The organism is Geminocystis herdmanii PCC 6308, assembly GCF_000332235.1.
GTDB lineage: Bacteria > Cyanobacteriota > Cyanobacteriia > Cyanobacteriales > Cyanobacteriaceae > Geminocystis > Geminocystis herdmanii.
Genome location: NZ_CM001775.1, coordinates 3,632,388 through 3,645,873 on the forward strand (window position 1 = coordinate 3,632,388; position 13,486 = coordinate 3,645,873).

General features: G+C 34.7%; 16 protein-coding genes. 7 read left to right on the forward strand and 9 right to left on the reverse strand.

Annotated elements, in window-relative coordinates; all coding sequences use genetic code 11:
- The first annotated feature begins 162 nt into the window (after window positions 1–162).
- Window positions 163–1,779: a hypothetical protein gene (locus tag SYN6308_RS18130; protein WP_017295867.1), complete on the forward strand. Its 1,617-nt coding sequence runs from the start codon at window positions 163–165 to the stop codon at window positions 1,777–1,779.
- A gap of 35 nt (window positions 1,780–1,814) precedes the next feature.
- On the opposite strand, the gene SYN6308_RS18135 is transcribed toward SYN6308_RS18130, so the two are convergent.
- Window positions 1,815–3,335 (reverse strand): UbiD family decarboxylase, encoded by a 1,521-nt coding sequence (locus SYN6308_RS18135; protein ID WP_017295868.1) that lies wholly within the window; start codon window positions 3,333–3,335, stop codon window positions 1,815–1,817.
- Between the two features lie 265 nt (window positions 3,336–3,600).
- Here SYN6308_RS18135 and SYN6308_RS18140 point away from each other — a divergent pair, with 265 nt between their 5' ends.
- Together SYN6308_RS18140 and SYN6308_RS18145 are read left to right on the forward strand one after the other, a co-directional pair.
- Window positions 3,601–5,055, forward strand: a complete 1,455-nt coding sequence (locus SYN6308_RS18140; protein WP_017295869.1) for an aminotransferase class I/II-fold pyridoxal phosphate-dependent enzyme — start codon at window positions 3,601–3,603, stop codon at window positions 5,053–5,055.
- A 204-nt stretch (window positions 5,056–5,259) separates the two neighbouring features.
- A complete protein-coding gene (locus SYN6308_RS18145) occupies window positions 5,260–5,472 on the forward strand; it encodes a DUF2839 domain-containing protein (RefSeq protein ID WP_017295870.1) in 213 nt (70 codons plus the stop codon).
- A 24-nt stretch (window positions 5,473–5,496) separates the two neighbouring features.
- Here SYN6308_RS18145 and mreB read toward each other — a convergent pair whose 3' ends face one another.
- From mreB to SYN6308_RS18160, 3 genes are all read right to left on the reverse strand, one after another.
- Window positions 5,497–6,528 (reverse strand): rod shape-determining protein, encoded by a 1,032-nt coding sequence (gene mreB, locus SYN6308_RS18150; RefSeq protein ID WP_017295871.1) that lies wholly within the window; start codon window positions 6,526–6,528, stop codon window positions 5,497–5,499.
- A gap of 170 nt (window positions 6,529–6,698) precedes the next feature.
- Window positions 6,699–7,778, reverse strand: coding sequence for a CobW family GTP-binding protein (locus tag SYN6308_RS18155; RefSeq protein ID WP_017295872.1), 1,080 nt, complete (start codon window positions 7,776–7,778; stop codon window positions 6,699–6,701).
- Between the two features lie 74 nt (window positions 7,779–7,852).
- Window positions 7,853–8,266 carry a hypothetical protein gene (locus SYN6308_RS18160; RefSeq protein ID WP_017295873.1) on the reverse strand — a complete coding sequence of 138 codons (414 nt, stop codon included), beginning with the start codon at window positions 8,264–8,266 and terminating at the stop codon, window positions 7,853–7,855.
- 85 nt (window positions 8,267–8,351) lie between these two features.
- Here SYN6308_RS18160 and SYN6308_RS18165 point away from each other — a divergent pair, with 85 nt between their 5' ends.
- The 3 genes from SYN6308_RS18165 (at window position 8,352) to SYN6308_RS25655 (ending at window position 9,391) form a co-directional block, all read left to right on the forward strand.
- Window positions 8,352–8,798, forward strand: coding sequence for a SufE family protein (locus tag SYN6308_RS18165; RefSeq protein ID WP_017295874.1), 447 nt, complete (start codon window positions 8,352–8,354; stop codon window positions 8,796–8,798).
- Window positions 8,799–8,982: 184 nt separating this feature from the next.
- The gene (locus SYN6308_RS18175) at window positions 8,983–9,213 is read left to right on the forward strand and encodes a hypothetical protein (protein WP_017295876.1); all 231 of its coding nucleotides are present in this window, start codon (window positions 8,983–8,985) and stop codon (window positions 9,211–9,213) included.
- Between the two features lie 16 nt (window positions 9,214–9,229).
- Window positions 9,230–9,391, forward strand: coding sequence for a hypothetical protein (locus SYN6308_RS25655; protein WP_017295877.1), 162 nt, complete (start codon window positions 9,230–9,232; stop codon window positions 9,389–9,391).
- A 257-nt stretch (window positions 9,392–9,648) separates the two neighbouring features.
- Here SYN6308_RS25655 and SYN6308_RS18185 read toward each other — a convergent pair whose 3' ends face one another.
- From SYN6308_RS18185 to SYN6308_RS25010, 3 genes are all read right to left on the reverse strand, one after another.
- Complete coding sequence (locus SYN6308_RS18185) at window positions 9,649–10,023, reverse strand: HEPN domain-containing protein (RefSeq protein WP_017295879.1); 375 nt, start codon at window positions 10,021–10,023, stop codon at window positions 9,649–9,651.
- The gene (locus tag SYN6308_RS18190; RefSeq protein WP_017295880.1) at window positions 10,020–10,346 is read right to left on the reverse strand and encodes a nucleotidyltransferase family protein; all 327 of its coding nucleotides are present in this window, start codon (window positions 10,344–10,346) and stop codon (window positions 10,020–10,022) included. The genes SYN6308_RS18185 and SYN6308_RS18190 overlap by 4 nt, the downstream gene beginning before the upstream one ends.
- Window positions 10,347–10,452: 106 nt before the next feature.
- The gene (locus tag SYN6308_RS25010; protein ID WP_158412769.1) at window positions 10,453–10,608 is read right to left on the reverse strand and encodes a hypothetical protein; all 156 of its coding nucleotides are present in this window, start codon (window positions 10,606–10,608) and stop codon (window positions 10,453–10,455) included.
- A gap of 81 nt (window positions 10,609–10,689) precedes the next feature.
- Between SYN6308_RS25010 and SYN6308_RS18195 the strand changes: the two genes are divergently transcribed.
- Window positions 10,690–11,148, forward strand: coding sequence for a hypothetical protein (locus SYN6308_RS18195; RefSeq protein WP_017295881.1), 459 nt, complete (start codon window positions 10,690–10,692; stop codon window positions 11,146–11,148).
- 128 nt (window positions 11,149–11,276) lie between these two features.
- Here SYN6308_RS18195 and SYN6308_RS18200 read toward each other — a convergent pair whose 3' ends face one another.
- Together SYN6308_RS18200 and SYN6308_RS18205 are read right to left on the reverse strand one after the other, a co-directional pair.
- Window positions 11,277–11,483: a hypothetical protein gene (locus SYN6308_RS18200; protein ID WP_017295882.1), complete on the reverse strand. Its 207-nt coding sequence runs from the start codon at window positions 11,481–11,483 to the stop codon at window positions 11,277–11,279.
- 310 nt (window positions 11,484–11,793) lie between these two features.
- The gene (locus SYN6308_RS18205) at window positions 11,794–13,407 is read right to left on the reverse strand and encodes an iron uptake porin (protein WP_144051469.1); all 1,614 of its coding nucleotides are present in this window, start codon (window positions 13,405–13,407) and stop codon (window positions 11,794–11,796) included.
- Between the last annotated feature and the right edge of the window lie 79 nt (window positions 13,408–13,486).

Consider the following 13,486-nt stretch of genomic DNA (forward strand, 5'->3'; position numbering starts at 1 on the left):
GATTGTGAATTTTAAAATTAATTAAAATAACTGACATCTTTGTTGCCTCTTGCCTTTTGCATGAGTGCCTTTCATAAAGTAAACATATAATTAATTTTGCCTACTCAGTTATTATTCTATTATTCACCTGATAATCCCCCCCACTACTCGGAGGTAAATGTCATGTTAAACAATCCCAAATCTTTCCCAAAAAATAATTTCACTTCTTATGTTATGCGATCATTATGGTTATGCAGTGAACAAAAAGAAATAGGTACAACCCTTGTAACAGGGGTTGCCCTAGGTTTGATTGCTCTTGGTGGAGCAACCTTAGCCATAGTAAAAGCTAGTCAAAATAAAACTAATACAGCCTCCGATGAACAAACAAAACAAGTATTAGCGATTACTGAATCAGGAGTGTCTAATTTAATGGCACAATTAACAAAGCCAACAACTCGTCCTCTCCTATTGAGAAATTTTGATCCTGACAGTTATTTATCAACTGATGGCTCTAAAAATAAATGGACTTTAGGAACTTCGGAAGAATTACAATTATCCCCTCCTAGTCCAAATTCTTGTGCTAATCCTACCGCTCGTGAGGCTACTGATAGTTTAAATGTCTTAACAGTAAATAGTTCTAATGGTAGTGTACAAAGGAATAAAGTATCTATTGGAGAAGGCTCATCTTCTGGAAAGTATCAATTTTTAGCATACCGTTATCAAAAGATAACTGACACCAGCAACGGAGAAACAGGAATTGGACGGTTATTAATAGAGGGTGAATTAGATAAAAATATTAAGACAAAATCAAGAATAGAAGTTTCTTTTCCTGTCACCTTAACAAATGATCCTGGTTTTGACACTGCTTTAATAGCAAATCAAATCAACTTAAGACAATCTGATGCCATTACTTCAGGGATAATTTGTACTAATCCAGCATTGTGTCCGATAACTTGTTTACCAAGTCAAACCAGTCCGACTTCTTCTCAGTTAAAAACTGCCATCGGTGGTAGTGATAATAAGGCAGTAGTACATAGTATTCTTAAAGATGGAAGTAATCCAGCCATAACGAAAATCTTAGTAGGGAGTATGACAATTCCTCCGATTCCTGCTATTCCTTTAGGAATTACACCTATTTCTTTGGGAGATGTTACCGATAATATCAATTTACCGAGAACTGAAGATACTAAAAATACTATTGATGTTGACAACACTACTAAAAGTGTTTATTATTATCAAATTGACAATTTAACAAAAAGTAGTATAACCTTGACAGACCCCACTGTTGAATATCGCATCTATATTTCTGGTACTGTGGAGCAAACAGGTAATGATGATATTAAACTATCAGGAAGTGGAGTCTTAAATGGTGCTCCGAAACCCGGACAAGTGAGAATTTATGGCAATTCAACATCGGATGAAAATTGGTTATTTGGTGGAAACTCTTGTACTATGGCTTTCATTCATGCACCTAAAGCAAATATAGGAATTAATGGAGGAGGAAATGGTTGTTCAAACCTTCGTTTAGAAAATGCAGTAGCCGATGGTAATCTAATTTTAAATCCAGACCCTAAGTTTACTATAAATAATTTTGTTAGTCCTGAAAAGACAAATTTTTATGGTGGGGTTTGGGCAAATAGCTATAACGTAATTGGTAATAACAGTAATGCTGGTATTTTTTATGAGCAACCCGGATTGATGAATGTAATTAGGACAAGTATGGGGGGAGGGTTTCCTCAATTTGAAAAAGGATATATTACTGTAGATAATATATCTTCTTTTACGAGAAAACCTCTTTAATGGTATTTGTTTTTGTGTGATTTATTCAGCAAACCCTATTTAATGGAATTTCCCATTTCATAACCAAATAGATTGGGGTTAACTTCTCCTAAGTTTAGTTCTCCTAAGCCGTACTCTGCCCATTTTTCCGTGACTTTTTTTCCTATTTCCTCATCGGATTCGAGCACTTCTCCCCATTCGTGATCTGTTTCAGGATATACTTTTGTGGTGGCATCGATCGCCATTCTACCGCCTAAGCCGATTTTCTCACTAGCAAAATCAAGGGTATCAAAAGGAGTCTCTGGTAAAATAAATACGTCTCTGACAGGATCAACTTTTGATGTAATTGCCCAAACTACTTGACGAGGATCACGAATGTTGATTTCTTTGTCAACAATAATCACAAATTTAGTATAGGTGAATTGAGGTAGCGCACTCCAAAAAGCCATAGCGGCACGTTTTGCCTGTCCGGGGTATGCTTTATCTATGGAGATTACGGCGGCTTTATAGCTTAATGCTTCCATCGGTAAGAAAAAGTCCGTAATTTCTGATACTTGTTGACGCAAAATAGGAGTATAAATACGGTTAAGGGCGATCGCCATCATGGCTTCTTCTTTGGGGGGACGACCGCTAAAGGTGGTAAGATAGATAGGGTTTTTGCGGTGTGTCATGCAGTGGAAACGAATTAGGGGAGAATCTTCCACTCCACCATAATAACCCATGTGATCTCCAAAAGGGCCATCAGGTAGCACCTCGCCGGGGGTAATTGTACCTTCTAAGACAAATTCTGAGTCGGCGGGTACTTCTAAATCAAGGGTTTTACACTTTGCCAGTTTTACTCCTTCTCCACCATATAACCCTGCAAATAACCACTCCGATAAGTCAACGGGGATAGGAGTTGCCGCCGCCAATATAATTAAAGGATCAACTCCCAGCGCGATCGCAACTTCTAATTTTTTACCCATTAAACTAGCCTTCCTCAGATGTCTTGCACCGCCTCTAACGGATAACCAATGGACTGTCATGGTTTTATCTGATTGTAATTGTAAACGATAAACTCCTACATTGGGCGTTCCTGTTTCACAATCTTTGGTGATGACTAATCCTAGGGTAATGATTTTTCCAGCGTCTTTAGGATAAGGACGAATGAGGGGTAAGGTGTTTAAGTCTAAGTCTTTGTCTTCGATGACTACCTGTTGACAAGGGGGAAAATAATCTCTACTCGGCTTGGCTTTTACTACGTCAAATAATACTTTACCGAAATCGATCGCCTGTGCAATTTTTTTCGGTGGCTTGGGTTGTTGCAACATCCCTAATTTTTTGCCCAATTCTTCTAATTCTTGGGGATTTTCCATTTTCATCGCCCAACAGACTCTTTCTAATGTACCCAAAAGGTTAACCGCAATGGGATAAGGGGAATTTTTCACATTCTCAAACAATAATCCAGCCCCTCCTGCTTGTAACATTCTATTAGCAATTTCGGCAATTTCTAAATCTGAGTCAACTTCTGTTTTAATCCGTTTTAGTTGTCCTTTTTCTTCTAATAATTCGATAAATTGACGTAAATCTCTAGCCATGATGATATATAACGAATAAATAATAACGATACTTTAATAATCTTAATACTTCTTAACAACCAAATAATTTTTATGGACAAAAATTTTTTACCTTATTTTATTTAAAACAATGCTGTATAACTTGAGATTTAAGATAGCTTTCTGTTTCCCATGCACAACCCCTATTTAATCGCTAAGAGAGACTTATCCTATTAATCATGAAATTTATTTCTGATTGTATTTTGATATATAATCTAAATCATTCACTATAAAATACTGCCTATTGATGAATAATTCACAAGAAGAAACTCCCCTATTAACCCAACTGAAAATATTGGCAAATAAACAAGATGCTCCATTTTATACCCCCGGACACAAAAAAGGTCAAGGTATAGGTGAACAATTCAAAGAATTAATGGGAGAAAAAGCCTTCCGTATGGATTTACCTGAGTTACCCGAATTAGATAATTTATTCGCTCCCGAAGGAGTTATCAAAGATGCTCAATCTCTCGCTTCTATGGCTTTTGGGGCACAGGAAACCCGTTTTTTGGCTAATGGTTCAACTTCTGGCATCATTGCTTCTATCTTGGCTACCTGTGGAGAAGGGGATAAGATAATTTTACCTCGAAATATTCATCAATCAGCGATTTTCGGTTTAATTCTCTCTGGTGCGACTCCTATCTTTATCAATCCTGAGTATAATCCTGATTTTGATTTATGTTATACTCTTTCTTCGGCTCAAATTGAGGAAGCGTTAACTACTAACGATAATGTTAAAGCGGTAATGGTGGTGTCTCCTACTTATCATGGTATTTGTGCAAATTTGACAGAGATAGCCTATGTTACTCATAATTTTACCATTCCATTGGTAGTAGATTCTGCCCATGGCGCACATTTTTCTTTTCATTCTCAGTTACCTCGATCGAGCTTACAGTGTGGTGCAGATATAGCCATAGAATCGACTCATAAGGTTTTAGGGGCGATGACTCAGGCTTCTATGCTTCATTTACAAGGCAATTTAATCGATGTCGATCGACTTAATCAATGTTTGCAGATGGTACAATCTTCTAGTCCTAGTTATATCTTGTTAGCCTCCTTAGATTCTGCTAGGCAACAAATGGCATTGCAAGGAGAAGCATTATTAACTAATACAATAAACTTAGCAAAAATTGCTAGAAATGAAATTAAAAAATTAGAATATTTGTCTTTATTAGAATTAGTTGAACCTCAAGAAAACTTTTTTGATTTGGATATAACTAGATTAACTATTAATGCTCAGAAGTTGGGCTTAACTGGTTTTGAAGTTGATACAATATTAGATAAAAAATTCGGGGTAACTTGTGAATTACCCTCATTATCTCATCTTACTTTTATTATTTCGATCGGCAATACCTTACAAGATATTGAAAGACTAATAAATAGCTTAAAATCTTTAAAAGTATATGAAAAAAATAATGTGAATAGTAATCAAATAAACACGATCAAACAAAGTAAAAGTATTTTTAAAATGTCTCCGCGTGAAGCATTTTTTGCTAAGAAAAAAGTCGTCACAAAAAACCTAGCAATTAATCAGGTAAGTGCTGAAAATATTTGTCCTTATCCCCCCGGTATTCCTTTAATTATGGCTGGAGAAATTATTACGGAGGAGGCGTTAATTTATTTGGAAGAAATTAGCAATTCAGGAGGAATAATCACTGGTGTTAGTGATTCTAGTTTAGCAACTTTTAAGGTTATCAATTAGTGCTATTTTTTCTCACGCAAAGACGCAAAGGGTTTTAGTTATTCTCTCTTTTTTTGCTGATTTTTTACCTCTTTCTTCTTTTACTCACAAATATTATTCAAGTTCGCAAAAAAAACTGACACAAAAAAGCTACTGGTTTTGAGATGCAAATTATTGTAAACTAGGCTTTAAATTGTCAATATTAACTACTTTTATTTAATCAATATGGGTGAATCTAAAAGAAGAAAACAAAGTTTAGGAGAAGATTATGGCAAGGAAGAACGCTTTATTTCTTGGTTGCCCTTGAGTAAAACACAAGCAGAAGATGCTTTTAAATTCACTACTCGTGGGGCATGGATCGGCATTGGATTGCTAGGGGCGACATGGGTAGTCGTTCGATTTGTCGGACCAACTTTTGGTTGGTGGATGGTTAATTAATCATTAACAATTAACAATTCTCAATTATTTTTTGCGACTTGTGCGCCCTAGTCGATCGTAATCTTCAAGTACTTTTCCTGTACCGTAAACCACACATTTTAGGGGGTTGGGCGCAATATGGGTGATAATTCCTGTTTCGTTGGCAATTAGGCTATCTAAACCCTTGAGTAATGCACCTCCTCCTGCTAACATGATACCTCGATCGATTATATCTCCTGCTAATTCGGGAGGTGTCTGCTCAAGAATTTTTTTGATGGCATCAACGATTAACTCCACTGTATCCGCAATACATTCTCTGATTTCCTCTACGCTAATGGTAACGGTTTTAGGTAGTCCAGATACGATATTAAGCCCCCTAATTTCCATGTTTTCTTGATCATTATCCGTTGGATAGGCTGAACCAATTTCCATTTTTATCTGCTCTGCGGTTCTTTCTCCTATAATTAGGTTGTAAGTTCGTTTGAGATAACGCTTAATCGCTTCTGTCACCTCATCCCCCGCAATCCTCACAGAATCACTGATAACAATGCCTTGAAGGCTTAATACGGCGACTTCCGTTGTCCCCCCCCCAATATCCACAATCATGCTACCTACCGGCTCATCAACGGGCAATCCTGCACCAATGGCGGCGGCTACAGGTTCATCGATAAAGTCTATATTATCGATCGCACCAGATATTTCCATAGCGTCTTTTAAGGCTTTTTCTTCCACAGACGTAATACCACTTGGTACTCCAATAACAATACGAGAACGAGTTAAGTTATTATTCCCCCTCGCTTTTTTGATAAAATCCCTCAGCATCATCTCTGTTTCTTTGACATCGGTTATCACACCATCTTTTAATGGGCGAACTGTTCTGACATTTTTGGGAGTACGCCCTAACATTTTTTGTGCTTCTTTTCCCGTGGCAATTGTTTTATTGGTATCATCATCAATGGCAATGATTGATGGTTCATCAAACACAATATTTTTACCCGGTATATAAATTAATGTATTTGCCGTTCCCAAATCAATACCCATATCCTGAGATTCGGAAACTCGATCGAAGAAACCCATTTGTAAATCCTCTATTTCTATCTATAGTAAATTTTTATAATCAAATTATCTTAATCTACTTCTTTACTTTTTTGTTAATTCTTACAATTACCTACCTTATTCCTTGTAATTTTTCCATAGAAATAGTTGATAATTGGTGGGCAGTGCAACGCCCTACCATAAGTTAAATACTAATTACATAAACATTGTTCTAATTGTTGTTTAATTCGATCGCCATCAATATTTTGTCCGATAAAAACTAACTTATTTTCCTTCTTTTGTCCTTTTTTCCACACATCATCTTCAATGGTGAATCGTTTGCCACTTAAATGAAATATGTGTCGATCGGGACTTTCCTCAAACCATAAAATACCTTTAGCACGAAAAACATTCACAGGCAATTCATTGTCTAGGAAATTTTGTAATTTACGAATATTAAAAGGCTCATCTCTGACAAAAGAAACGGAAATAAAACCATCATTTTCTAAATGATTGGAGTGATGATGATGATCATGGTGATCGTGGTGATCATGTCCGCAGTTGTGATCATGTTCGTGATCTTCTGTACAATGGTGATCATGATGATCATGGGATGAATCATCTTCCTCAAAATACTTGTCAGACTCAAATAAACCGACACTCAAGATTAAAGGTAAAGGTACTTGAGATTTTGTAGTACGCATGATTCTTGCATCTTGTTTAATATCTCTCAACTTTACTTCTAATAAATCCACATCAGCAGAATCCACTAAGTCGGTTTTATTCAGTAAAATAATATCTCCGTAGGCAATTTGATTATAGGCAGCATCACTGTTAAACAAATCAAGACTAAAGTTTTCTGAATCCACTAAGGTTACGATCGAATCTAAGCGCGTCATATCTCGTAGTTCAGTACCTAAAAAAGTCAAAGCTACCGGTAAAGGATCGGCTAATCCTGTAGTTTCTACTACTAAATAATCAATTTTTTCTTCTCTTTCTAAAATTTTATATACTGCTTCCACTAAATCCGAGTTAATAGTACAGCAAATACAACCGTTGCTCAACTCTACCATATCATCATCAGAAGAAACGATTAAATCATTATCAATACCGATTTCGCCAAACTCATTCACCAACACCGCCGTTTTTAAACCCTGTTGATTTTGCAAAATGTGATTGAGTAAAGTAGTTTTACCACTGCCCAAAAAACCTGTAATGATAGTGACAGGTAAACCTTGCTTTGGTACTTCCATTGTATTTGTTGTTATATTTACTGGTTCTACTTTTGTCATAACTTTAATTTTCGATCGTACAATAAAATTCAATTCTCCATATTATTGTAAACGATTCCCCCTTAGATTCAGAATCATTGACTGGTAATTTTTAAAGTGAAAGGGTTTTGATTGCCTTGAGCATCCCCCACATAGATAAGATATTTCCCAGCCGCCCATACACCTCCCATTTTTGGGTATTTGTTCGGAGTAGAATCTCCTAGAATACAAAAGCGATCGCCATCAGAAGGTCCTAAAACTAAAAGACTGGGTTTACCTTGACTGGCTTCCACCACGATATTTAATGAATACACCTGTTGACTTAAATTAAGAATATGATTCGGTTGATTAGCAATATAACCACAATCGCCACTATTATTATTTCCTCCCGTTGTGCCTTTAATTTGTTGATTATTGGGGATTTGAGCCAAGGAATTTAAGGGTATAAGTACGATCGAGATTATCCCCCAAAACCATAGCAATTTAAAGGGTTGGACAAAATTAAACATGATAATTAATCAACTTTAGCGATAGTTATTCATTACAATAGACGAAAAGCCATCACAAAATGTTCAGATAATTATTATTAATTTTATGGTAACTAATTCCGCTCCTAGACCTCAAAACTTAGAGAAAATAGTCGAAAAATTCAAGCGCCGTGATAACCCCAAACAAAAATATGAACAATTACTCTGGTATGCCAAAAAATTAGCACCCATGGCACAAGAAGAAAAAACCGAAGCCAATAAAGTATTAGGATGTGTGTCTCAAGTGTATATTACCTCCACCTTAGAAGATAATCAGATATTTTATCAAGGAGATTCTGACGCACAATTAGTCAAAGGATTAGTCGCTTTTCTCATCGAAGGTTTAAACGGATTAACCCCTTTAGAAGTGATTAACTTAACCCCTGATTTTATTGAAGAAACGGGATTACAAGTAAGTTTAACTCCATCTCGTGCTAATGGTTTTTTTAATATTTTCAAGAAAATGCAACAACAAGCCCTCACCGCCGAAACTAAACTGGAGAAAGAAAAATAATCTTTGATTATCCTTATCAAAAAATCGTAGGTTGGGTTGAGGTAACGAAACCCAACATTTCACAAAAGTAATGATTTTCACCATCGGCTATTTTGAGGAAATTTTAACAGAATATTTCGACTTAGAATTAAATGAGAATTTAAAAGTATTTACATTAATTTATCGATTATATTAGAGGTATTTTATGACTATTGCGGACTTAATAAAAGCAGAAATCGATACTTTCCCTGAAGAATTACAATTATTATTACTAGATTTTATTGCATTATTAAAAAAACGTTATCCCTCATTAAAAACAGAAAATATTGATTTAGATATTGCTGACAAAATAAATCAAGAATCTTTTATCGGAATGTGGAAAGATAGAGAAGATATTAAAAATAGCAATGAATGGGTAAGACAAATTAGAGAGTAAGAATGGTAGTAATTCAATGAGTAATAAAATTTTAATTGATACGGATATTTTAATCGATATTAGTCGAGAAATTCCTACAGCAATTAACCGAATTAAACAAGAAAAATTAGATCATAAACTATGTATAAGAATCATTACTCAAATGGAGTTAATAATTGGTTGTCGCAATAAAATATAGCAACAAAAACTTAATAAATTTTTGCAAGGATTTTTAATTATTAATATTAATGAATCAATATCAAATCAAGGATGTCAATTATTAGAAAAATATCGTCTCACTAAAAATCAAAGTGATTATCGCTTTATCGATGAAATTAATTTACTATCTTATCCTTAGTTAATGTTTTATTATAAGCTCGATCGAACCTTTATTTGTCGATGTAGAGATATTTAGATCGATTTTGATTTTTTACTAATCGTTTAATATCTTCTTGTTTAAACAATATTTGTTTTTGCAATAGTTAAAAATAATTCTGCATGAGTTATTTGTTGTTGTGCCTGTTGATAATTAAGAGCTTGAAATTGTCCATAATCTCCCGTATGTCTCAAGTCTTGAGCATCTAGTAAAAAACGATGTAATTCTGAAGGAATTTTTCCTGTTTTAGCAAACTCTTTTCCAAAAGCTGAAATAACCGCACTATGACTAGAAAAATTTTTCCCTTCTTCTTCTAAAAAAGCCTCCGCCACATAAAACATTGTATAGTAAGAACGGGAAACAGAATAATCATAAAACTTATTTTCTAATAATAATTTCGATGCTAATAAACTTTCTTCTGCCTTATCTAATAATTCTTTTTGCCTTGGAATCATAATATAATTCCTTCTTGACGAATGTTTCTGATTAAGGCACTATCATAGGTATTAAAATAATCTTCTGACATAAATAAACGACTAATTATTTTCTCATATTTTAAAGATAAATCACAAATAATTTTGCCTGTTCTTTCTATTTCATTCCCTATATTAATTTCTTGATCTTTTAAAAGAATTAATACATCAATATCTGAGTCTTCTTTTGCTGTTCCTTTTGCCTGAGAACCAAATAAAATTACATTAACAAGTTTATCTCGATAAATCTCTTGTAATTGCTTTTTAAAAATTAATAAAATAGATTTTATTTCTTGATTAATCATAATTTATTCTACGCTTATTGACGAATTGATTCGATCGAGATTTCCCTACCTTCCCATAAACCTGCTAAGGAAAAAAATCTTCATCTTTAATATCTTTTAACTCTTTTTACACTATTTTATCGTGTTTTATTGTTTTATGATAAGCTCGATCGAGAAGTGGCGATCGCACGATCGAACCCTTACTTACACCCTTATTCTCTGATAAAATTGTAGGTTGGGTTGAGGTAACGAAACATTTCACAAAAGCAATGATTTTCACCATCGGCTATTTTTGGGTTGCACTTCGTTTAACCCAACCTACATTCTATGGCATAATATAAATTGTTGAGTTTCATAAAAAATCATGACTGAAATTGCTAATATCGATTCAACAGCTTATGTAACAGTACAAGGAAATTATGCCGTTATTAATGAAGGCACAGGCTACGCTATTATTAATATCCAAAATAAACAATTTTTAGCCCGTAATATTTCCTCTTTTTTAGATTGTGTTAAAACATTAGAATATATTGCTAGTAAACAAGACAATTCATCTCAAGACTATCAAGGTTATTCTGAAGATATTAAAACTTCTCAAGAATCTAAACCTTTAACTCCTAAATTTGATGTTAAATCTGATGTTCAAAGATTAATAGAAAAGTATGCCCCAGAAACAGTTAAAGTTGATAAATCAGTTAATTTTATGAGTCAAAGTCGCTATAAATGTTATGACAAATATGGAAATGTGTTAGGGCGTGTTAGAGGAAAAGAAGGAAATCGCTATTGGCAATATGGTGATTTCTCAGATGAAAAACATTATTAAGCATCACATTTACTCAAAACAATAATTTAACTAATAAAAATAAAAAATATGAATGAAATTGCTAATATCGATTCAACGGCTTATGTAACAGTACAAGGAAATTATGCCGTTATTAATGAAGGCACAGGCTACGCTATTATTAATATCCAAAATAAACAATTTTCAGGTTGATAATTATGTTTTTGACGATTGACAACATTAAAAAAAACCACAAAAGTCAGAGGAGTTAAAGAAAATAACATTTGTTTTGTTATTGCGGTGGTAATAACTCCAAAAAAGAAACTTCCTACTGAGAAAAATTCAGCTAATTCTAACCAATTTTGTTTTTTATTCATACTTTACTCCTTTTAATCTCTAATTACTTATCAGTCTCATTTTTAAATTTTATGCAATGTGACACAAAATTTTTAAATAATACATTAAATACTGACAAGATAAATGCAAGGTACGATCGTATTTTCACAAAATTTTATTATATTAGACATCGACCATATTTTAGGTAGAGACGTAAAATTTTACATCTCTACAACAGTTTGATGTATCGAAAATTTAATTTTTTCCAGATGTCTATTGGGCGAGGGCATAATTTTACCTTCGTTGAGGTAGGCAAAAGGCAAGATACAAATAATTTGCCTACCATAAGGGCTAAAAAGTAAAAGCTGTACGCAATGCTCCCACATATAGGGGATCTCGATCGTTCGCAGGATTAATGCCCACCCAAAAAGCAGGAGTTACGGAAATATTGTCTGTAAGTTTAAATACATAAAATGTTTCAATTAAAAAAGGTGTATCTTTTGTCGCCACAACATCCGTAGGAATGTTATTTTTATTGGTTAAAGTACCAGCATAGGGAGGGCTTCCCACGCTTACCGCGCCTAAATTGCCTTCTTTAAATAAATCTGGGAAGGCTAAACTTACTTTCCAATTCCAAATATCCGCATAATCTCCCCTTCTTGCACCGCCTTCGGCTTTAGAGTTGGTGTACATTCCCCAACCTGACACATTAAAACGGGGGCTAATTTGCCATGACCCAATTACGGCATAATGATCAGAAGATGTGGCATTACCATCAAAGGGATCATCAGTATTAGCTACTCCTGTATAACCTAAAAGGGAAAAATCTTGTAAATCTCCCGTGCCACTATAATCTTTAGCATAGGCAAAGGCGATGCCAGTATTAGCACTAATGTTATAGGTTAATTGGGTGGCAATATTATATTTTCCGTTAAATAAACCATTGCCACTTTCGGGGTTACTGCCATTAAGCGCAGAGTAAAGAATCCCTAGATTTAGTTTATCGGTGATGTCGAAATAAGCACCAACTCCGGGTCCTTCATAGTCGTTCATGAGATAAATCGGTGCTAAACTAGGAAAAAATGCCACTGATCCTGTGGCAAAATCTGAGGTATAAGGGGAAAGAGGATCAGAAATATCGTCTAAGGTAATTTTAATTCCTGCTAAGTATAGCTTGACTCGATCGCCCACGGGGAAGCTATATTGAACTTTATTCAAAGATGTATTGTTTTCTCCTCCTGCACTAAAGTTAAAGTCAGTTAAGTTACTTCCCCCTCTGGCAAAGTAAAAATTACCCATTTGTAAACGTACTTTTAACAAGTCTTCTCCGCTAAAACTGGTATTCAAATCAAGGCGAGTGCGATAATTAGCGGTAATTTGTCCATCGGTGATGGGTGTACCTTTAGGCGCACCTAGGGCGGCAGTTTCGTTACCTCCTACCCCTGAAAAAACGATGATATTTTCTCCTCGTAGGGTGGTGGTTGTCGAAAAATTATGCTCCTCCAAAAAGGTAATTCTACCGTCTAAGTTATTAACTCTGGTGTTAAGGGTGGCTAATTCTGTTTCATATTCTGTGGCTAATTTTTTGAGTTTTTCTAAATCTTCTTGGACTACGATCGAACCTTGTTGTATTAATTTTTCGATCGAATTTAAACAGGCATTCAATCCTGCGGCAAATTCATAACGACTCATAGCGCGATTACCCCGAAAAGTTCGATCGGGATAACCTACAATACAACCATAACGCTCTACAAGACTTCTCAGAGCTTCAAAAGCCCAATCCGTAGGGGAAACATCCCGTAGTTGCGAGACGCTATTAATTTGATTCATGACATTATTATCGGAATCATAAGCCATAGTTTCCGAATCAATGATTGATTGAGCTTTAGCTGTATTAGAAACGAAAAAATTGCTGATATTGAAGATAACCGCCAAAAATAACAGATATTTAAGTTTATTCATCATAACTACCTCTAAATTTTTTAAAATAATTACACCTGTTTTCCTGTCTTTCTGTTTTTCTGTCTTCCTGTGTGCCTACTTT